We start from the raw sequence: 20384 nt of genomic DNA, 5'->3' as shown, positions 1-20384 counted from the left end.
CGGACGGCGCGCTTTTTCTCGTCGGGATACGACTGACTCGTATGGACACCGACGACGCCGACGGTCGCGAGTACGATCCGGACGCACCACACGCCTTCCCGGACGAGAAACTGAACCGGGTGCTCCCGGCCGTCGTGGAGGATCCCGAGGTCCGCGCGTATCTCGACGCTCAGAACGTCAACGCCGTCAAACGGAAGGGGTACAACGACCACGGCCCGAAACACATCGAAATCGTCCGGAACCGGGCGCTTCGCCTGTACGAACTACTGAAGCGTGCCGGCGTCCCGTTCAACGGGGCGGCGGATCAGGGCCTCGACGAGGCCGACGAACCGGTGGTCGTCGCCCTAGCGGCCACCCTTCACGACGTGGGCCACGTCGTCCACCGCGACCGGCACGCCTACTACTCCATCCCGCTCGCCGCCGACCTCCTCGACCGACTCCTGTCGGAGTTCTACGAGACGGAGGCGGCCGTCCGGGCGAAAGCCGAAACGCTGCACGCAATCCTCTGTCATCACACTGAGGAGGACCCGCTGACCCGCGAAGCGGGCGTTATCCGTGTCGCCGACGCCCTCGACATGGAGCGGGGGCGGTCGCGCATCCCCTACGAGAAGGGCGGCCGGGGCATCAACACCCTGTCGAGTCGAGCGATCCGCAACGTCACGCTGTCGGAAGGCGACGACGCGGCGGTCCTGGTCGAAATCGAGATGGTGAACGCGGCAGGTGTCTACCAGGTCGACAACCTACTGAAGGCGAAGCTCCGGGATTCGACGCTCGAAGACCACGTCCGGATCGTCGCCATCAACACGAAAGAGGAGAGCGGGCTGGTCGAACGGATCGAACTCTAGTCCGAGACGACCGTCTCGTCGACGCCGCCGAGTTCGAGCGTCCCCCCGAGGGTCCGGTTCGGATAGGGGATGTTGATGTCCTCCTCGTCGAACCGCTCTTTCACCGCGGTGACGTACTCGCCGCGCGTCTTGACGAAGTCCGACCGACTCGGATCGTCGATCCAGACGCGGGACTTGAGCACGACCGAGGAGTCGCCGAGTTCGGTCAGTCGCACCGAGGGCTCGGGGTCGGCCATGATGTCCGGATGGGCGTGGGCTTCCTCTAGGATGATCTCGTTTGCCCGCTCGATGTCGTCGTCGTAGCCGATGCCGAAGGGGACCTGCAGTCGGAGTTTCCCCTTGGCGACGGGGTTCTTGATGACGCCGTCGGTGAGGTGGGAGTTGGGGACGGTCAGCAGTTCGTTGTCGAAGGTTCGCACGCGCGAGACGCGGAAGCTGATGTCCTCGACGATGCCCGAGTTGCCGTCCCACTCGATCCAGTCGCCGATCTTGAAGGGTTTGTCGGTGAAGATGAAGACGCCGGCGACGAAGTTGGCGATGACGTCCTGCATGGCGAAGCCGATGGCGAGCGTCGCGGCGGCCGCGACCGTCGCGAGCGACTGGAGGAAGTCGCCGTATCCCGCGAGGCCGAAGGCGATGGCGACGCCAGCGAAGACGACGAGCAACAGCGTGAGTTTCCGCAGCGGCCGCCTCGCGTGTGTCTCCAGTCCCCGGGAGTCGAGGATCCGGTCGACGAGCGAGAGGATGATCACACGCCCGACGGCGTAGATGGCCGCCAGGACGACGAGAAAGACGACGGCGGACCCGATGGCGTCGGCGTAGGGGACACCACTCTCCGAGAGGAAGCGTGCGAGCGCCCCGCTCTGGAGCGCCACCCCGGTCATCGGTGAAGCACGGCAGTGTTACCTCGCGTCTCGACGACGGCCGCATCCGTTCGCTCCGCGAGGGTTGCCGCCAGCGACTCCACGTCCGTGCCCCCCTGAGCAGACCGCAGGAACTTCACCTTCACCAGCGCCTCGTTTGTCAGTTGGTCAGCACATTCGTCGACGACCGGATCGACGCCCCCTTTGCCGACCCACACCGTCACGTCGAGGTCGTGGGCCCGCTTGCGCAACGCTTGCGTATCCATACCCGATACTGGATCCGAAACGGTTTGAACGTTTATATTATCCGAGCGGGGGCGGACAGCATCGCGCTCCCGGTCAGTCGTAGGGGTAGCGGGCCGTCGCCCCACAGTCACAGCGGACGACGACGTGGCCGTCCTGCAACCGGACGCGCGCGTTTTGCCCGGGGCGGAGGTAGACATCGCAGGCGTCACAGGTGAACCGCCGGAACGCACGCGGGAGGGAGAGACGGTTGCGCTCGGCGATGCGGCGGGCGAGGCGGACATACTCTCGGGCGCGGTCCTCCTCACCGTCCGAGACGGCACTGCGGGCGAGTGTCGCCAACCGCTCGATCCGCTCCTCGGCGATGCCCATGTACGACCCCGGCCGGGCGGTGGCAAAGACCTTCCGACAGGGATCGGTAGCGTAAAAACGGTCACCGCGCAATCGCCGCTCGTGCGGGTGTTGAACTACCTCGAACTGGCGGGGCGACTGGATCGGAGCGGGATCGGAACCGCCGCCGCCCAGCAACGCGCGGCCCTGTCGACCACCGACGTGTCGGTGCTCACCTCGCCGTGGGCAGGTGATTCGCCGCTTCGGGCCGTCGGATCGGCGCTCCGTGGGGAAGGGGCCATCCGGGCGTACGACGTCGCTCACTGCAACATGATCGGCCCCGGGACGGTCGCGGTGGCCCGGCACGCAAAGCGGACGGGAACGCCGCTGGTCCTCCACGCCCACGTCACGCGCGAGGACTTCGCCGAGAGCTTCCGGGGGTCGACCCACCTTGCCGGCCCGCTGGGTCGGTATCTCCGGTGGTTCTACTCGCAGGCCGACTTGGTGCTCTGTCCCAGCGCCTACACGAAACGGGTTCTCGAGTCCTACCCCGTCGAGGCGCCGATCCGTCCGATCACCAACGGCGTCGACGTAGACTCGCTGTCGGGGTTCGAGACCCTCCGTGAGGAGTACCGCGACCGGTTCGACCTGGAGGGCCTGGTCGCGTTCTCCGTCGGCAACGTCTTCGAGCGCAAGGGCCTCTCGACGTTCTGTCGGCTCGCCGAAGAGACCGACTACGAGTTCGCGTGGTTCGGACCCTACGACTCGGGGCCACAGGCCTCCGAGGCGGTTCGTCGGTGGACCCGGAACCCACCCGAGAACGCCACGTTCACCGGCTGGGTCGACGACAAGCGCGGCGCCTTCGCCGCAGGCGACGTCTACCTGTTCCCGACCAAGGCGGAGAACCAAGGCATCGCCGTGTTGGAGGCGATGGCGTGTGGCAAACCGGTCGTCCTGCGGGATATTCCGGTGTTCGAGGAGTTCTACACCCACGGTCACGACTGCCTGAAATGCGAGACGCGGGCGGAGTTCCGTGACGCGCTGGACCGTCTGGCCGCCGACCCCGACCTCCGGGAGCGACTGGGCGAGAACGCGCGGGCGACGGCGAGCGACCACTCGCTGTCGCGGGTCGGCGAGAAACTCGTCGAGGCCTACCGGGACGTTCGTCGAGGGAGCGTCTGAGCCGGCACCGCCGCGCCGACGCCATCGGTCCCGACGACGAAGTCACAAGCGATTAACCCCTCCTCGCCGAACCGCCGGCAATGCGTTCGGTCGCCGCCTTCACGGACACCTACCTGCCGACGGTCAACGGCGTCACCTACACCGTCGAAGCCTGGCGCGACTGCTGGGCCGACCGCGGCGGCCGCATGGACGTGGTCTACCCCCGGACCGACGGCTACGCCGCCCGCACCGGTGAGTATCCGGTCCGGAGCCTCCCCTTCCCGTTCTACCCCGGGTTCCGTCTCGGCGTCCCCTGGATCCCCCGTCGGGTCCGGGACGTCGACGTCGTTCACGCCCACACGCCCTTCGCCGTCGGGCTGGCTGGACTCCGACTCGCGCGACGGCACGACCGGCCCTTCGTCGCCTCGTATCACACGCCGAGCGCGGAGTACGCCGACTACCTGGCCCCGAGCGAGGCGGTCGAGCGCCTCGTCGAGCGAGCGAGCGAGCGGTACGAACGGTGGTTCCTCGACCGTGCCGACGCCGTGGTCGCGCCGAGCGGGGCGACCGCCGACCACCTCACCGACGAAGTCGGCGTCTCGACGCCGGTGACCGTCATCCCCAACGGCATCGATACGGAGCGATTCCGCCGGGTCGATCCCGCGGCCTTCCTGTCGCGCCATGGCCTCGACGACGCCGGGACGCTGCTCGGATACACCGGCCGTCACGGCTACGAGAAGCGGCTGACGGACCTCGTGGACGCGGCGGCGACGCTCGACGCGACGGTCGTCTTCGGCGGGGACGGCCCGGCCCGCGCGGACCTCGAAGCCCGGGCAGCCGACCGCGGCGTCGACGCCCGCTTTCTCGGCTTTCTGGACCGCGACGAACTCCCCGCGTTCTACAGCGCGCTCGACGCCTTCGTCTTCCCGAGTCCGATCGAGACGCAGGGACTGGTGGCGCTGGAGGCAAACGCCTGTGGTACGCCGGTCGTGGGCGCGAACGACGGTGCCCTCGCCGATACCGTGATCGAGGGCGAGACGGGGTATCACTTCGAGACCGGCGACGTAGAAGGACTACGCGAGTCGATCCGACGGACCTTGTCCGACCGCGAGCGACTCGAGGAGAGCTGTCTCGCCAGGCGGGATCGACACGGCATCGACCGGGCGGTCGATCGACTGGCGGACGTGTACGAGCGCGTGAGCTAGACGGCCGTCACGGGATGCCGATCAGTCGTCTTCGATCGCCTGTGCGATCCGCTGGAGCTGTCGGGTGGCGTCGCGGACCTCGTCACGGAGCTGGCGGACCTCGCGGACGAGTTCTTCGTTGCCGACGGACTCTTCCTCGCCACCGCGGCCTGAGCCGCCGCCCATGCCGGGCGGGCCGCCACCCATGCCGCCGGGACCGCCGCCGCCGCCCATGCCGCCGGGACCGCCGCCGCCCATCATGCCGCTCATCATCTGCGCGAAGGGGTTGCCGCCGGGGCCACCCTCGCCGCTCATCATCTCCTCCGGGTCGGGGCGCTCGCCCTCTTCGCGCTCCTCGGCGCGTCGCTCGCGGATCTCCTCGACGCGCTCGCGGAAGGACTTCTCTTCTCCCTCGCTCTCGCCCGCGTCTTCGGTTTCGCCGCCCGCTGCCTCGGACTCGTCGCCGGTGTCGTCGTCTGCCATGTGACCGGATTCGAAACCCACGCCGAAAAGGGTTGCCGTCTACTCGAAGGCACCGAGACTCGACTGCAGGCGACGGTCGGTCCCCCCGGACGTCACCCGGTAGCCGACGAGGTCCCGCAGATCGACGGCGTACGTGCTGCCGCCGTGATCCAGCACGAGCAGGCGTCCCTTCGTCCCGCGCACCCGCCCAGTGGCGAGCGTCTCGGCGACCGGGCGCTCCGAGAGGTCGAGCCCGTAGTCGAACTCGACGGTCGCCAGCGGGTCGAAGTCCTCGAGCAGGTCCGCCCACGCCCGCTCGTCGACCGACCGGCCGAGGCCCGCCAGCTTCTCCGGGACCCGCACCCGGTCAGGGATCTCCGCGGCGAGTTCGGCCTCGATCTCACGGGCGATCCGGCCGTTGGCGACGGTCCGGAGGTGGGCGCCGCGGTCCGCCCCCTGTTCGCGAAGACGGGTCTCCAGACGCCACTCCCGGGTGACGCCGACTTTGAACGTGGCGGGTGCGAACGCCGCCAGGTAGACCGCGTGCTCGTCGAAACAGTCCATCTCGTCTTTGAGACACGTACCCGTACACCGGGCACAGACCCAGGTCGAGGTGTGTTCGGGGCAGTACGGCGTCCCATCGGCGTCACACGGGCGGTGGCCGTCGTCGGTGACGGTGCCCGCACAGTGACGGTCGTCGAGGCGGTAGGACAGATCGACACCGGGGTCGAGGGGGACGGACGTCACGGGCCGGTGCCGGTCGCCGTCCGGCCCGTCGTCGGCCGCACTGCCGTCGCTCACGAGGAGGCCGCCGTCGGGCATGTCGTAGCCGACGATCTGCACAGGGAGCCTTCGGGGCCGGCGAGTAAAGGCGTGTCTCTCCCGGCCGAGCGTTCCGAAAGCCGTTACCCCCTCGGTCCACTCCCGTCGAGTATGCAGGAGACCCCCGAGGTGGTCGTGTTGCGGCTGGGACACCGACCCGGCCGCGACGACCGCATGACGACGCACGTGGCCCTGACGGCGCGGGCGCTCGGTGCCGACCGGGCGGTCCTCGTCGGCGACGCCTCCCAGGCCGCCGAGACGGTGGCCGACATCACCGACCGCTTCGGCGGCCCCTTCGACGTGACGGTGACCGACGCCTACCGCCCCATCCTCCGGGACTGGGAGGGGCCGGTCGTCCACCTCACGATGTACGGCGAACCGGTCGAGACGGTGACCGACGCCGTTCGGGAGCGCCACCGAACCGACCCGTTACTCGTCGTCGTCGGCGCCGGAAAGGTGGACTTCGAGGTGTACGACCGCGCCAACTGGAACGTAGGCGTGACGAACCAGCCCCACTCGGAGGTGGCGGCCCTGGCCGTGTTTCTCGACCGCCTGTTCGAGGGGCGGGAACTCGACCGAAAGTGGGAGGACGCCGATCGGCGGGTGGTTCCGCAAGCGACCGGCAAGCGGGTCGAGGAAGTGGACGATTAGAGCCGGTTGGCCGACGGATCGACGTCGTGGCCGGCGAGGAATCCGGTCCCTTCGAGCAGGTAGTACGCCGCAGTGTGAACGACGAAGGCGGCGGCGAGGCCGTTCAGCGCCGCGCCGCCCGGCCCCGGAAGCACCTGGGGAGCGGCAACCCCGGGCACGACCTGTCCGGCGGTGAAGACGGCGACGGCGATGCCGACGACGTAGGCAATGACGGCGATCCAGCGAACCTCGGTGAAGTCGACGTCGTCCATCCGCGGGACGTCCAGCCGCCAACACAGGAGGAAGTCGGCGATGATGACGCCACCGAGGGGCGGCACGTACTGTCCGAGCGTCGACAGCCACGGGATGAGCAGGCTCTCGGCCCCGGCCAGTGCGAGGAGGATGCCGACGGTCCCGCCGGCCAGAACGAAGGGGCGCTTGCGGTCGAACTCGAACGCTTCGCTGCCGGCGACGCCGAAGGCGTAGGCGGCGTTGTCGTTCGTCGTCCAGATGTTGAGGATCAGGGCGATCAGCCCGATTGCGGCCAGTCCCTGTGCGGCGAGCACCTCGTAGAGATCACCGGCGGGCGTCACGTCGTAGACGGCGCCGCCGACGGCGCCGGAGAGAAAGAGAAAGCCGTTGCCGAGGAGGAAGGCGATGAGCCCCGCCCAGAAGCCGACGCGGGTGGACGACGCGAACCGCGCCCAGTTGGGCGCCTGCGTCCCGCCGCTGATGAACGTGCCGACGACGATGGTGACCGCCGCGGCAAAGCCCATCTCCCCGCTTCCGCCCCCGGCGAACAGGCCGGAGACGCCGCCGGCGTCGCCGACGGCGATGAACACGGAGAGCAGGCCGACGACGACCAGAATCGGGACGGCGATCAACGAGAGTTTCTCCATGCCCTCGTAGCCGAAGTAGGCCGTCGCGAGGTGAAGCACGCCCCAGATCACGACGAGTGCGAGGACGAACGGCCGGGATTCGACCCCGAAGAAGGTCGCCGTCGGGATGGCGACCATCGGGATGGTGACGCCGAACCAGCCGACCTGCGTCCCGCCGAGGAGGAGGTCGGCGAACTTCGCACCCCACCGACCGAAACTGTACCGGGCGAGGAGAACGGTCGTCAGTCCAGCCTTCGCCGCGATGCCACACAGCGCCGCGACGTAGACGCCGAGGATGGCGTAGCCGACGGCGGTCGCCGACAGCATCGGGCCGAACCCCATCGCCGCGCCCACCTCCGCGCCCGACCACAGCGTCCCGGCGAAAAAGACGAAGCCGAGCAACACCGCGGAGATACTCACCAACCCTTTGCGTTCGTTCGAAGGGACGTGATCGATCGGATAGTCCGGATCGGGGAGATCCTCGTCCCCGAATACGAACGTCCGCCACGCCGAGGACTCCTCTTCGGTTGCCATTACCCCTTGTGGAACGAGTATTGTTGATAAAATTTGGCATCACGTCCACGTTTGTGTGGAAACGGGGAGTCCGAAGGAATATGTACCGGCTGGCCATCGATCCGATATGTCGGAATACATCGTCACCGGGGGGCGAACGCTGGCCGGCGACGCCGTCGACGTGGAGATCCGCGAGGGGACGATCCGCCGGATCGTTCCCGCGGGCGAGGGGGACCGCGAGGCGTTCCCGGCTGACCGACGGCACGACGCCGACGGACGGCTGGTGACGCCGCCGCTGATCGAACCACACGTCCACCTCGACGCGACGGGGACCGCGGGCGACCCCGCGTGGAACGAGAGCGGGACGCTCGCGGAGGGCATCGAGGTCTGGGCCGAGTACAAGACGGACATCTCCGTCGACGACATCGTCGAACGGGCGACTCGGACCGTCGAGTGGTACGCGGCCAACGGCGTCACGCGGATACGGACCCACGCCGACACCACCGAGCCGTCGCTGACGACGGTGGAGGCACTTCTCGAACTGCGGACCCAGGTGTCGGACCTCGTCGACCTGCAGGTGGTCGCCTTCCCACAGGACGGGCTCTTCACCGACGAGTCTCACGAGGATCTGCTCCGCGAGGCGGTGGCGATGGGCGTCGACGTGATCGGGGCGATCCCGCACAACGAACACACCCGCGAGGACGGCGTCCGGAGCGTGAAGACGGTCTGTGACCTCGCCGAACGCCACGACCTGCCGCTCGACTTGCATATCGACGAGACCGACGACCCGGGATCGCGGTTCACCGAGGTGCTGGCGAGCGAGGCGCTCAAGCGCGGGATCGGCGGCCGGACGACGGCGAGTCACACCACGGCGATGCACTCCTATAACAATGCCTACGCCGACAAACTGATCTCGCTGCTCGCCGAGAGCGGCGTGAGCGTCGTGACGAACCCACCCGACAACTCGGTGCTGCAGGGGAGTTACGACGACTACCCGCGACGCCGCGGGCACACCCGCATCGACGAACTCCGGGCCGCCGACGTCACCGTCGGCGTCGGTCACGACTCCGTCCTCGATCCGTGGTATCACTACGGGCAGGCCGACCCCCTCGACGCCGCGTTCGTCCTCCTGCACTACGCCCACATGGCCGGCCGTGGCGACGTGGCCACCCTGTGGGAGATGCTGACCGAGGCGAACGCCGAGGTGTTCGGGGCCGAGGGGTACGGCCTGCGGGAGGGCACCGAGGGGTCGCTCGTCGTCTACGACAGTCCCGACCCGTTCAACGCCCTCCGGACCCGCGCGCCGCGGACGCTCGTCCTCCGGTCGGGCGAGGCCGTAGCCCGAACCGATCCGGCGAGTGCGACGGTCCACCGCGACGGAGAGACGAGGACGGTGGACTTCCACCGGTAAGTCGGCTCCGAGTCCCGCCGGCGACCGGAACTACCGGAGAAATTGGAGCAACACGAACAGCGTTCCCACCGACCCGACGAAGGTCGCGAAGACGTTGGTCGAGGCGAACCCATCGTCGCCACCGAACTCGCCAGCGTAGACGAACGTCGATACCGCCGTCGGCATCGCGAGCATGACCACCGCCGCGACGAGCGTCGCCGACGCGACGGAGAGCCGTGAGAACGTCGCCCACGCGAGAATCGGCATCAGGCCCAGTTTCAGACCGACGACCGCCCCGGTCGTCTCGAGGTCCGAGGGTCGCGCGTCGAGCGGGAGCGAGGCGCCGACACAGAGAAGGGCGGCCGGAAGTGCGAGTTCGGACACGGCATCGAGGGATTCGATGGCTGGGTCGGGAACGGGGAGACCGAGCGCGGAGGCGGAAGCGCCGGCGAGGAGGGCGGCGAGCACCGGGTTCCCGAAGAAGCGAACGACCTCGTCGCGGAGTCGTCGCTCGGCGTTCCCCACCCGGGCGAGTAGGAACGCGGTCAACGGTAGCTGTGAGAAGGCGACGATCCCCAACACGACGCTCGCGACGGCGGTGACGCGCGCGCCGAACAGCGCCGCCACGAGCGGAAGCCCGAGGACGCCGACGCTCGTGTGATACGACTGCATCGTCGCGACCCCCCGGCGCGTGGCCGACGCGTAGTCACGGTGGACGTACCACGCCACGAACGCCGTCCCGAACAGGGCCACCCACAGGCCACCGACCAGCGCCGGCGAGACGAGCGCACCGAGCGACTGGCCGTACACCGAGACGAACACGAGCGCGGGAAGGGCGGCGTAGAACGCCAGGTGGTTCAGCCGGTCGGTCCACCGCTCGGTGAGTACCCCGGCGCGCTGGGCCGCGATCCCGGCGCCGAGACAGACCAGGACGTACACGAGTTGATCCAGGGCACCGGCCCGGAGACCGGCGAGCACCGACACGGACGGTTAGCACCGTCCCCCGTGACCCGAGCGAGCGTCCTCGCGACCCACCGGACGGTGTTTACCACCCCACGGACATCGTTTTGTTTTGAAACGCGATACACCCATGATAAACAATTGAAATGGAAAATTAATGGATATTCTTAGTTTTATCCCGTGTTTTTTCGTCTGTATGTCCATGTCTGTCGATATGGGCGGGCGTATATGAATCTTTCCCGAGCCGGCGTCATCGTGCGAACTCTTTTGCCAACTACACTCTAACATGCCGCCATGGGCCCCGTCGTACTGCAGTTGATCCCCGGTCTCGGACCGCTCCTCGTGGGCGTTCTCGTCCTGTTGCTCGCCATCGTCACGGTCTACCAGATGGTCGAGATCGTCGACGCCTACGAGAAGAAGGCGCTGACGGTGTTCGGCGAGTACCGCCGCCTGCTCGAACCGGGGATCACGTTCATCCCCCCGTTCGTCTCGCGGACGTACGCCTTCGACATGCGAACGCAGACGCTCGACGTGCCGCGCCAGGAGGCGATCACGCGCGACAACTCGCCGGTGACGGCGGACGCCGTCGTCTACATCAAGGTGATGGACGCCAAGAAGGCGTTTCTGGAGGTCGACGACTACAAGATGGCGGTGTCGAACCTCGCCCAGACGACGCTCAGAGCCGTTCTCGGCGACATGGAACTCGACGACACGCTGAACAAGCGCCAGGAGATCAACGCCCGCATCCGGAAGGAACTCGACGAACCGACCGACGAGTGGGGGGTCCGCGTCGAGAGCGTCGAGGTGCGGGAAGTGAACCCCTCGAAGGACGTCCAGCAGGCGATGGAACAACAGACCTCCGCGGAACGGCGCCGGCGGGCGATGATCCTCGAAGCGCAGGGCGAACGGCGGAGCGCCGTCGAGACGGCACAGGGTGAAAAGCAGTCGAACATCATCCGCGCCCAGGGTGAAAAGCAGAGCCAGATCCTCGAAGCGCAGGGAGACGCCATCTCGACGGTGCTGCGCGCGAAGTCCGCGGAGTCGATGGGCGAGCGTGCGGTCATCGACAAGGGGATGGAGACGCTCGAACGCATCGGACAGGGCGAGTCGACGACGTTCGTCCTCCCGCAGGAACTCACGTCGCTGGTCGGTCGCTACGGCAAGCAGTTGACCGGGAGCGACGTTCAGGACAGCCAGGCACTCGACTCGCTCGACTTCGACGAGGAGACGCGGGAACTGATCGGCCTCGACGACATCGAGGAGATCCTCGGACAGATCGACGAGGCCGCCGAGATGGATATCGAGGAGCTCGAACAGGAAGCCGAGGCGATCAAGTCGGGTGCCGGGACGGACATCAAAAGCCCCGACGAGGTCGTAGAGGAGGCCGACCAAGGCGCCGACTTCTCGCGAGAGGAGCCCGAGTCCGAACCCGAGTAGACGGCGTGCGACACGCTTTAGTCCGCAGGCTCCGGTGTTACGGTAGATGTCCGATGAGGACCGAGGTGTCGACGCCGACAAGCGGGCCACCCTGCGTCGATTCGCTGCGCTGGGAGCGGCGACGCCGCTCGCCAGCCTCGGGACGGGCGAGGCGGAGGCACGGGCGACGACCGAACGCAGCGACGCCCGCGACGCCATCCTCGGCTACGTCCGGACGACACCCGGGGCTCACTTCTCGAAGCTCCGCGACGACCTGAAACTCGGTACGGGCGAGACCCAACACCACCTTCGCCGACTGCTCGACGACGGCCGCGCGAGCGACGCGGACGTGCCCTCGTCGGAGCGGCGATCCGACGACCCCGCCATCGTCTCTCGGCGCGACGGCGACTACCGGCGCTTCTTTTTGGCCGGTCGCTTCTCGACGTTCGAACAGGTGGCGCTCGGCTACCTGCGCCGCGAGACGCCACGCGGGATGGTGCTGACGTTGCTTCGGCATCCCGACGCGACGGGCAGCGCCGTCGCGGACGCCATCGGCGTGTCGCGGGCGACGGTGAGCACGTACGTCTCGGAACTCGAGGAAGCGGGACTGCTCGTCCGGGACGACGGCTACACCGTGGCGCGCCCGGAGACGATCATCACGCTACTGGTCCGGTACGCGGACTCCTTCGACGCGGAGACGGCGGCGTTCGCGGCCGAGGCGGACGAGGTGCTCCGGTACGATCCCTAAACGTCGACCTTCCAGGTCGTTCCCGAGGAGTACCCCCACTTCTCGACCGTCACGTCGAACTCGCCGCTCCGGATGGCGGTCATGTTCGCCCCGACCTCCTTGGCAGTCATGCCGAGTTCCGACGCGATGAGTCGCGATTTGAAGTACGTCTGGCTGGCAGCGTGTTCGCGAAGGTACGCGAGGATGCGGCGCTGTTTGTCCGTGAGGTCGTTGCCGGCGGCACTCGTGCTCATACCGGAAGCAGGGTCGTCACGGTAATAGGGAGTTTGGTACGTGTGGTTAACACGCCTCTGTCGGTCGATTAGTGTGCCGAGACACCGACCGGAACGTCCCGAGAGCGGGCAGTGCGGTACGGTTACCTAACAGCCGGCGGCCGTCGTAGCAACCGCCCGTACCCGCCGGAAACGAAGATACTTATTGGCGTCCCGGATATGCGATGGTATGGGTCTGTTCGATAGACTGCGCGGAGAGGATCACCCGCGCGTCGCGTTCGTCGGCATCGACGGGGTGCCCTTTAGCCTCCTCGAGGACCATCCCGAGGAGTTCCCGAACTTCGCAGCGCTCGCCGACGAGGGGAGTGCGGGCGCCATCGACAGCATCGTTCCGCCGGAGTCGAGCGCCTGTTGGCCGGCGCTCACGACCGGCGTCAATCCCGGGGAGACGGGGGTGTACGGCTTCCAGGACCGCGAGTCCGGATCGTACGACACCTACGTCCCGATGGGACAGGACGTCCAGGCCCCGCGGCTGTGGGACCGACTCGAGGAAGCCGAACGCACCGCGACGGTGATGAACGTCCCCGTGACCTTCCCACCACAGCGGAACGTCCAGCGCATGGTGTCGGGCTTTCTCTCGCCCGGCGTCGACAAGGCAGCCCACCCCGACGACCTTCGGGACTACCTGCAGTCTATCGACTACGCCATCGACGTGAACGCCAAACTCGGACACAAAGAGGACAAAAGCGAGTTCGTCGAGGACGCTCACGACACCCTCGACACCCGGTTCGAGGCCTTCTCACAGTACCTCGAACGCGACGACTGGGACCTGTTTTTCGGCGTCTTCATGACGACCGATCGGGTTAACCACTTCCTGTTCAAGGACTACGAACGCGACGGCCCGAACAAGGAGGCGTTCATGGAGTTCTACCGGAAGGTCGACGACTACGTCGGGCGGATTCGGTCGATGCTGGACGACGACGTGACGCTCGTCGTCGCGAGCGACCACGGCTTCACGTCGCTTGACTACGAGGTCCACTGCAACGCGTGGCTCCAAGAGGAAGGCTGGCTCTCCTTCGAGGACGACGACCACGACGACCTGGCCGACATCGCGGAGGAGTCCCGGGCCTACTCGCTCATCCCCGGGCGGTTCTACATCAACCTCGAAGGCCGGGAGCCGCGTGGGTCGGTGGCCCAAGAAGAGTACGAAGCGACCCGCGACGAACTGAAGGCGGCGCTGGAAGCGCTCGAAGGACCCGACGGGAACCCCGTGTGTGAGCGCGTCGTCGAGAAAGAGGACGCCTTCCGCGGCGAACACGACGACATCGCGCCGGATCTCGTCGCCATCCCGAACCACGGGTTCGACCTCAAGTCCGGGTTCAAGGGCCACGAGGACGTGTTCGACGTCGGGCCACGCAACGGGATGCACAGCTTCGATAACGCGACGCTGTTCGTCGACGACCCGTCGGCGTCCATCTCGGACGCGGACCTGTTCGACATCGCGCCGACGATCCTCGACCTGATGGACGTCGACTACGGCCGCACCGACTTCGACGGCGGCAGCCTGGTCACCTCGAAGTAGCGGGAGTCATACGGTTTACTGTAAGTCATTACTGGTGGGTCGCCGAGACGGTCCGGCGACCCACCGGTAAACAGTTACAATAATCCGTATCAGAGCAGGCCGTCGATCTGCTCTTCCTCGAACGCCGAAGCGGCGGTGTTCTCCTCTTTCTCCTCCTCCTCGCGGGCGGCCTGCCGCGCGCGTTCGAGGAAGCCGTCGAGGCGCTCGGAGTCCGCCACGCCGCCGAGCAAGACCAGCGCAGCCAGGCGACCGTCCGAGATCGGGAAGTCGCCGCCGCGGACCTCCATGGTGTCGAGTTCCGTCTCCAGCCAGGAGCGGGCGCGTTCGACACCCTTCCGGGAGATGGTGTCGGGGCGCCCGGCGACGACCAGTAGCCCGCGCTCTGCGCTCGACGTGTCGGGGAGACTCAGGCCGGACCGAATCGCCTGCCGGGTGGTGCTGGTGACGACGTTCACGTTCGCGCTCGCGTCGGCGGCCGCCTCCGCGGAGGCGTACCCGAGCGTCGCGACACCGGTGTCACGGAGCGTGTTGATGACCTCGGAGCTGTCGACGACGGACTCGGCGACGCCGTCGACCGCCTCACCGGCGGCCAACAGGAGGCCGACCCGGCGGGCGATGCGCTCGTTGATCGCCTCGTAGCCGGATTCGAGGCTCTCGCCGGACGAGCGCCAGGCGTCGTTGTCGACGAGCAGGGTCGAGTCCGCTTCCCTGGTCAGCGTCTTCAGCGAGCGGCCGGCGTTCACTTGATACAGCGATCCCTCGTCGCGGCCGGGGAGGATGCCGAGGCCGTAGACGGGAACGTCGTACACGCGCGTGAGTTCCTTGACGAGGTATGGAGCGCCGCCGCTCCCGGTGCCGCCGCCGAGACCCGCGACGACGAAGATGGCCTCGGCACGGGCAGTCACCCGGCCGTCGATGGCGCCGAGGACCTCTTGGGCGTCCTCACGCATCACTTGCGTGCCGAGTTCGTTGTCGCCGCCGACCCCGTGGCCGTTCACCCGTGACCCGCCGATGAGGACCGTATCGAGGGGGAGGGACTGCAGGTCGGAGCGGGCGCTGTTGACCGCGAGCGTGCCGATGACTGCACCGAAACCGTTCCGCGCGTCGAAATCGGACAGGGCGTCGACGACCTTGCCGCCGGCCTGTCCGACACCAATCAGGACGGACTTCATACGTCCGACGTGTGTCATGCGCCCCCTTCAACTCTCCGACGCGAGTACGACCGTGAGACCGCCATCCGGGCCGAGGGTTTAGGAGCGATGCCGCGGCCACCGCGAGCCATGGACGACACCCTCGAAGAACGTGTCGACGCGATCGAACGCGCGCTCACCGACGGTCACGCGGACGATGGCCTCCCCGACGCGGCACGGATGGAGACCCGGCTGGCGGAACTCGACCGAACCGCCGAGGAGGTCGACGACCGGCTGTCGGAACTGGAGGCCACAGTCCAGGCCCTCCGTGGCTTCGTCGGCGGCGTCGACGCCGTCGACGAGTCGGTCGAACGACGGGCGAACGCCGCCGTCGCTCGCGTCGAACGCCTCGAAGCCGAACTGCGGGACGGTAGCGGGAAGCGGGGGAACGACCGACCGGGAGCCGGGGAGACCGAAACGACTGGGACGGCCGTGACGACCGAGAGGCCCGGAACGCCGAATCCGAGCGAGCCCTACGGGACGACCGGATCGGAACCGACGGGCGACCGACACGTCGATCCCGAATCGGGTGCACCGAATGCCGGCGACCGCGGCGTCGCCGCGGACGCGGGGACCGACATCCACTCGGCGGCCGGGCACGATCCCACGCCGACGGACGGACGGGGTGCCCGGCGGACCCGAGACGGGGCGACCGACTCGCATGAGCGACCGTCCCCGGTGGAGGGATCGGACGCCACGACGCTCGCGGCGGCGGCGGCCGACACCGCCCGGAACGAACTGGACGCGGAGCCGGAACCGACCGACCGTACCGACGACTCGGCGACGACGTTGGCCGAACGGATCCGCCGACTGCTGTGATCCGCGTCGTGCTCGCGGTGCTGTTGGCCGTCGCCCTGTTCGCCGCGGTCGGTCCGGGCGTCGACGAGGGGAGACGGACACACAGCGCGACACGGCTCGACGGCATCACCCACCGCGTCGAGCGTGCCGCGCGGTCGCTGCTCACCCACGAGGACCCGACCCGGCCGGGTGTCGCGGGCGCGCGACGAATCGTGCGGTTTCGTCTCCCGGCCCGATCACTCGCGGCCGCGAGCGCGACCCTCCAAGTCGACGGCCGCCGGGACCGGATCGGCTACCGCGTCGGCGGCCGTCACCCCCACTGGACGACGCTCCGCGGGATCGATCTCCGGACACCCGAGGGCCCCGTCGTCGTCGAGCGTCCGGGCGGTCACCGACTCGTCCTCTCGCTCGTGCGCGATCGAGGTGTCGGCGTCGTCGTCACGAGGGGCTGAGGTTCAAGAGCGATCGGGCGGCCAGGGCGTCGCATGCGCCTACTGGACCGGCTGCGGGACGGCGCGACCGACGACGAGCGGGAGGGAGACGGGGAGGTCTGCAGGTGTGAGCCGACGGGTCGATCCCCGCCGGGGAGCGACCCCGAGGACGGAGTCACACTCGTCGTCGACGCCGACGACTGTCCCGGCGACGGCGACCTGGCGACGAGTTCCGGCTGTCGGGCGACGGTGATCGACGCACTGGCCGATCTGTCGGTCGATGCGATTCGCGTCACGAGCGAGGGGGTCGAACGGGTGTACGACGACGGTGCAGTCGGGTTGCTGGTCGCCGCGGGGCGGTTCGTGACCCGCGTTGCCGTCCACGACGAACGGCTCGCAGAGCGGGCGCGCCGTGATCCACTCGGGGCCGCCCGCTCCGCGACGGGACGAGCGGGACCGGTGTCGACGCTGGCCGCGAACACGGGACTGGCCGCGGGTGCGAACCGGGTCGGCGGCTACCGAGAGGCCCTCGGATCGACGGTGAAACCCGTCGTCGCCAACGCACGACTTGCGGAGGGACCACCGCCGGACGCGACGCTGGTAGGACGGCGCGACCTCGAAACGCGCGCGACGGTCCGCCAGTACCGCACGAACGGGGGAGGGTACTACCTGCTCGAACCGGTCAGCTCGCGACTGGATGGGGCGGAACTGGCGACGCTCGCTGCCGCTCACGACCGCCTGGTGGACAGCATCGGAACCGGCACCGACGACGACCGACGGATCGCCCGTGCCGTCCGGGCCGTGGAGCCGGACGCCGAGGACGTATCGATGCCGGCGGTAGAGCACGTCCTCCGGAGACACACCCGAGGACACGGGATGCTCGAGGACCTCTTCGCCGATCCGCTGGTGTCCGAGGTGCTGATCACGGCACCGGTCGGCGAGAATCCGGTTCGCGTGTCGGTCGATGGCGATCGGATGCCGACGAACGTCCACCTGACCCGACGGGGGGCTGCGTCGCTGGCCTCTCGGTTTCGACGCGAGAGCGGCCGAGCCTTCTCACGGGCCGCGCCGACGCTCGACGCGACGACGACGGTTCGAAACGGCCGGATCAGGGTGGCGGGGGTCGCCGACCCGGCCAGCGACGGCTACGGGTTCGTCTTCCGTGCGGACGATCGGGACGCGTGGACGCTCCCGGCGCTCGTCGCCAACGGAACCCTGTCGGCGGACGCGGCGGCGCTCTGTTCGGTCGCCGTCGAACGTGCCGGCGCGGGACTGATCGCCGGACCACGCGGTGCCGGCAAGACGACGCTCCTCTCGGCGCTCCTGTGGGAACTTCCGTCGACGACCCGAACCGTCGTCGTCGAGGATACGCCCGAACTTCCGGCGGCGAGGCTTCGCGACGCCGGGCGAGACGTCCAGTCGCTCCGCGTCGAGACCGGGGACGGACCAGCGCTCTCCGCGACGGAGGCGCTCCGAACCGCCCTCCGTCTCGGTGAGGGAGCGCTCGTCGTCGGCGAGGTACGGGGCGAGGAGGCAGCGACGCTCTACGAGGCCATGCACGTCGGCGCGTCGGGAAGCGCCGTCCTCGGGACCATCCACGGCGACGGTGCAGATGCGGTGTTCGAGCGCGTGGTGACCGACCTCGACGTGCCCGCGTCGTCGTTCGCGGCGACCGATTTTCTCGTCACCCTCTCGGCCGACCAGCGACGTCGGGTGTCGAGCATCGAGGAGGTTCGCGACGTCGAGGGAGCGGTCACCTTCGAGTCGCTGTTCGAACCTGGAGACGACGGCGCCGAACCGACGGGCGTCGTCGACCGGGGCAACAGTCGCCTCGTCGCGTCGCTCACCCGGCCGGGCGAGTCCTACGCCGACGTACTCGATCTACTGGACGGACGGTCGGCGCTCCTCGCGGACCTGGCGGAGACGGACCGTACCGATCCGGAAGCGGTCGAGACGGCACGGCGCGAGCGGGTGGCCGAATGAGCGATCCGGCGGTGCTCGTCCGGTGGCTCGCCCCCCGCTGGCCGTGGCCCACGGCTGCGGATCCGGCCCTCGACCGGGCGCTTACATATCTCGGCGTACCGATCGACGCCCCGACGCTCGAACGCGCGGTGCGAGTCGTCGCGACGGTCGTCGTCGTCGCTGCGGTTGGCCTCGGCGGGGTGGCGGGCGCGCTGATCACTCCCCGGTGGCTGCTCGTCGTCACGGCCTCGGGGATGGCTCTGGGCGTCGCGCTTCCCCTCGCCGCGAACCGGCTACCTCGACTGCTGGCGCGCCTGTCCCGAACGCGGGCGCTCGGCGGGGCCGCAGGGCTGGTAGGACGGGGTGCCATGCGGCTGCGTATCGATCCGACCGTCGAACGCGCGGCCGCGTTCGCCGCCCAGACCGGGACGGGCACGCTCGCTCGGAGCCTCGACGAGCACGTGCGCCGGGCGAGTGGAACGCCCCGGAGCGGCTTCGAAGCCTTCGCCGACGAGTGGGATGACGACTTCCCGGCGCTCGGCCGCGCAGTGTCCCGCCTTGAGGCCGCGGCGTCGGCACCGGCCGACGAGCGGGGTCGACAGCTCGACCGCGCTCTCTCGGCAGCGCTGGACGGCGCCCGAGAGGAGTTGGCGGCGTTCACGGGCGAGATCCGCGGGCCGGTCACCGCGCTGTACGCCTTCGGGATACTCCTGCCGCTCGCGCTGATCGGCGTCCTCCCGGCAGCACGGGCGACGGGTGCCCGCATCCCGCTCGCGGCCGTCGTCGTCCTCTACGATGTCGTCCTTCCGATCGTCGTGGTCGTGGTGGGGGCGTGGCTTCTCGCTCGCCGACCGATCGCGTTCCCGCCGCCGCGGATCGACTCGGATCACCCCGAGACGCCCGACGATCGGCTGGGGGCGCTCGTCGGAGGTGCCGCTGCCGGGGCCGCTGGCGGCGTCCTCGTCGGACGATGGGTCGCCCCGTGGGGGGGTCCGATCGCCGCGGTCGGTCTCGGGATCGGGGTGGCGCTCGTGTGCCACCACCACGCGGCACGGCAGGTCCGCGAGCGTGTGCTCGCGGTCGAGTCGGGGCTGCACGACGCGCTATACCTGGTCGGTCGCCGGGTCGCGTCCGGTGAAGCCGTCGAGGTGGCCATCGCCGACGCCGCGGGGCGACTCGACGGCGCGACCGCAGAAGTCCTCGACGCGGCCGTGGCACGGCAGCGACGCCTCGGGCACACGGTGACCGAAGCGTTTCGCGGCGAGGGCGGACCGCTGACCTCGTTGCCGAGTCGTCGGATCGAGGAGGTGACAACTCTCTTCGGCCTCGCGGCGACCGAGGGACGGCCGGCGGGCAGCGCACTCGTGGCGACCGCAGAACACCTCGAAGAACTCCGGCGGGTCGAGCGCGACGCCCGACGGGAACTGGCGCGGGTGACCGACACGCTCAGTAACACCGCGGCCGTCTTCGGCCCCCTGGTCGGCGGGGCGACGGTCGCGCTGTCGGCCCGGGTCTCGGACGCCGGGGCGGGAACGAGTGCCGGGTTCGGAGCCAGCGCCCTTCCGACAGCCGCCCTCGGTATCGCGGTCGGTGCGTACGTCCTGTGGCTGGCCGCCGTGCTGACCGTTCTCTCGAGCGGACTGACACGCGGGCTCGATCGAACGCTCGTCGGATATCGCGTCGGCGCCGCACTGTGTCTCGCGACCCTCGCGTACTTCGCGGCGTACGTCGGCGCCGGTCTGTTCCTGTGAATTTAAATACGGA

At 68.8% G+C, this 20384-nt stretch carries 21 protein-coding genes; 12 read left to right on the top strand and 9 right to left on the bottom strand.

Annotation, left to right across the window (positions count from 1 at the left end):
- Positions 1 to 41: 41 nt before the first annotated feature.
- Positions 42 to 845 (top strand): HD domain-containing protein, encoded by an 804-nt coding sequence (locus NBT82_RS02085; RefSeq protein ID WP_251329938.1) that lies wholly within the window; start codon positions 42 to 44, stop codon positions 843 to 845.
- Here the strand turns inward: NBT82_RS02085 and NBT82_RS02080 are convergent.
- The 3 genes from NBT82_RS02080 to NBT82_RS02070 all read right to left on the bottom strand — a co-directional run bounded on the left by NBT82_RS02080 (position 842) and on the right by NBT82_RS02070 (position 2323).
- Positions 842 to 1729 (bottom strand): mechanosensitive ion channel family protein, encoded by an 888-nt coding sequence (locus tag NBT82_RS02080; protein ID WP_251329937.1) that lies wholly within the window; start codon positions 1727 to 1729, stop codon positions 842 to 844. The two genes, NBT82_RS02085 and NBT82_RS02080, sit on opposite strands and share 4 nt — an antisense overlap.
- A complete protein-coding gene (locus tag NBT82_RS02075) occupies positions 1726 to 1974 on the bottom strand; it encodes a YhbY family RNA-binding protein (RefSeq protein ID WP_251329936.1) in 249 nt (82 codons plus the stop codon). Before NBT82_RS02075 ends, NBT82_RS02080 begins: the two co-directional genes overlap by 4 nt.
- A 73-nt stretch (positions 1975 to 2047) precedes the next feature.
- Positions 2048 to 2323, bottom strand: a complete 276-nt coding sequence (locus NBT82_RS02070) for a ribonuclease P protein component 4 (protein WP_251329935.1) — start codon at positions 2321 to 2323, stop codon at positions 2048 to 2050.
- Positions 2324 to 2404: 81 nt separating this feature from the next.
- On the opposite strand from NBT82_RS02070, the gene NBT82_RS02065 reads away from it, so the two are divergent.
- Complete coding sequence (locus NBT82_RS02065) at positions 2405 to 3463, top strand: glycosyltransferase family 4 protein (protein ID WP_251329934.1); 1059 nt, start codon at positions 2405 to 2407, stop codon at positions 3461 to 3463.
- Between the two features lie 80 nt (positions 3464 to 3543).
- Positions 3544 to 4647 carry a glycosyltransferase family 4 protein gene (locus NBT82_RS02060; RefSeq protein WP_251329933.1) on the top strand — a complete coding sequence of 368 codons (1104 nt, stop codon included), beginning with the start codon at positions 3544 to 3546 and terminating at the stop codon, positions 4645 to 4647.
- 21 nt (positions 4648 to 4668) lie between these two features.
- Here the strand turns inward: NBT82_RS02060 and NBT82_RS02055 are convergent, their stop codons facing one another.
- Together NBT82_RS02055 and NBT82_RS02050 are read right to left on the bottom strand one after the other, a co-directional pair.
- Positions 4669 to 5109 carry a hypothetical protein gene (locus NBT82_RS02055; RefSeq protein ID WP_251329932.1) on the bottom strand — a complete coding sequence of 147 codons (441 nt, stop codon included), beginning with the start codon at positions 5107 to 5109 and terminating at the stop codon, positions 4669 to 4671.
- Between the two features lie 39 nt (positions 5110 to 5148).
- On the bottom strand, positions 5149 to 5931 hold the full coding sequence (locus tag NBT82_RS02050) for a DUF2797 domain-containing protein (protein WP_251329931.1): 783 nt from the start codon (positions 5929 to 5931) through the stop codon (positions 5149 to 5151).
- A gap of 90 nt (positions 5932 to 6021) precedes the next feature.
- Between NBT82_RS02050 and NBT82_RS02045 the strand changes: the two genes are divergently transcribed.
- Entirely contained in the window at positions 6022 to 6561 is a 540-nt protein-coding gene (locus NBT82_RS02045) for a tRNA (cytidine(56)-2'-O)-methyltransferase (RefSeq protein WP_251329930.1), read from the top strand.
- Here NBT82_RS02045 and codB read toward each other — a convergent pair.
- A complete protein-coding gene (gene codB, locus NBT82_RS02040; RefSeq protein WP_251329929.1) occupies positions 6558 to 7952 on the bottom strand; it encodes a cytosine permease in 1395 nt (464 codons plus the stop codon). The two genes, NBT82_RS02045 and codB, sit on opposite strands and share 4 nt — an antisense overlap.
- Before the next feature lie 106 nt (positions 7953 to 8058).
- Between codB and NBT82_RS02035 the strand changes: the two genes are divergently transcribed.
- Positions 8059 to 9342 (top strand): cytosine deaminase, encoded by a 1284-nt coding sequence (locus NBT82_RS02035; RefSeq protein WP_251329928.1) that lies wholly within the window; start codon positions 8059 to 8061, stop codon positions 9340 to 9342.
- Positions 9343 to 9372: 30 nt separating this feature from the next.
- Here NBT82_RS02035 and NBT82_RS02030 read toward each other — a convergent pair whose 3' ends face one another.
- Entirely contained in the window at positions 9373 to 10305 is a 933-nt protein-coding gene (locus NBT82_RS02030; protein WP_251329927.1) for an AEC family transporter, read from the bottom strand.
- A 270-nt stretch (positions 10306 to 10575) separates the two neighbouring features.
- On the opposite strand from NBT82_RS02030, the gene NBT82_RS02025 reads away from it, so the two are divergent.
- Both NBT82_RS02025 and NBT82_RS02020 read left to right on the top strand, forming a co-directional pair.
- Complete coding sequence (locus tag NBT82_RS02025) at positions 10576 to 11718, top strand: SPFH domain-containing protein (RefSeq protein WP_251329926.1); 1143 nt, start codon at positions 10576 to 10578, stop codon at positions 11716 to 11718.
- Positions 11719 to 11764: 46 nt separating this feature from the next.
- A complete protein-coding gene (locus tag NBT82_RS02020) occupies positions 11765 to 12445 on the top strand; it encodes a winged helix-turn-helix transcriptional regulator (RefSeq protein ID WP_251329925.1) in 681 nt (226 codons plus the stop codon).
- Here NBT82_RS02020 and NBT82_RS02015 read toward each other — a convergent pair.
- A complete protein-coding gene (locus NBT82_RS02015; protein WP_251329924.1) occupies positions 12442 to 12678 on the bottom strand; it encodes a DUF7123 family protein in 237 nt (78 codons plus the stop codon). The genes NBT82_RS02020 and NBT82_RS02015 overlap by 4 nt on opposite strands.
- Positions 12679 to 12886: 208 nt before the next feature.
- Between NBT82_RS02015 and NBT82_RS02010 the strand changes: the two genes are divergently transcribed.
- On the top strand, positions 12887 to 14239 hold the full coding sequence (locus NBT82_RS02010) for an alkaline phosphatase family protein (protein ID WP_251329923.1): 1353 nt from the start codon (positions 12887 to 12889) through the stop codon (positions 14237 to 14239).
- Between the two features lie 89 nt (positions 14240 to 14328).
- On the opposite strand, the gene NBT82_RS02005 is transcribed toward NBT82_RS02010, so the two are convergent.
- Positions 14329 to 15411: a tubulin/FtsZ family protein gene (locus NBT82_RS02005; RefSeq protein ID WP_251329922.1), complete on the bottom strand. Its 1083-nt coding sequence runs from the start codon at positions 15409 to 15411 to the stop codon at positions 14329 to 14331.
- 108 nt (positions 15412 to 15519) lie between these two features.
- Between NBT82_RS02005 and NBT82_RS02000 the strand changes: the two genes are divergently transcribed.
- The 4 genes from NBT82_RS02000 to NBT82_RS01985 are packed head-to-tail and all read left to right on the top strand — an operon-like array spanning position 15520 to position 20371.
- Complete coding sequence (locus NBT82_RS02000; protein ID WP_251329921.1) at positions 15520 to 16248, top strand: DUF7310 family coiled-coil domain-containing protein; 729 nt, start codon at positions 15520 to 15522, stop codon at positions 16246 to 16248.
- On the top strand, positions 16245 to 16679 hold the full coding sequence (locus NBT82_RS01995) for a DUF7311 family protein (RefSeq protein WP_251329920.1): 435 nt from the start codon (positions 16245 to 16247) through the stop codon (positions 16677 to 16679). Before NBT82_RS02000 ends, NBT82_RS01995 begins: the two co-directional genes overlap by 4 nt.
- A 33-nt stretch (positions 16680 to 16712) precedes the next feature.
- On the top strand, positions 16713 to 18641 hold the full coding sequence (locus tag NBT82_RS01990; protein WP_251329919.1) for an ATPase, T2SS/T4P/T4SS family: 1929 nt from the start codon (positions 16713 to 16715) through the stop codon (positions 18639 to 18641).
- Positions 18638 to 20371 carry a type II secretion system F family protein gene (locus NBT82_RS01985; protein ID WP_251329918.1) on the top strand — a complete coding sequence of 578 codons (1734 nt, stop codon included), beginning with the start codon at positions 18638 to 18640 and terminating at the stop codon, positions 20369 to 20371. Before NBT82_RS01990 ends, NBT82_RS01985 begins: the two co-directional genes overlap by 4 nt.
- Positions 20372 to 20384: the final 13 nt, after the last annotated feature.

The sequence above is a fragment of the Haloplanus sp. HW8-1 genome (genome assembly GCF_023703795.1).
Lineage (GTDB): Archaea > Halobacteriota > Halobacteria > Halobacteriales > Haloferacaceae > Haloplanus > Haloplanus pelagicus.
Note: the sequence above shows the minus strand (reverse complement) of the source record. Positions and strands in the feature narration are given on the sequence as shown.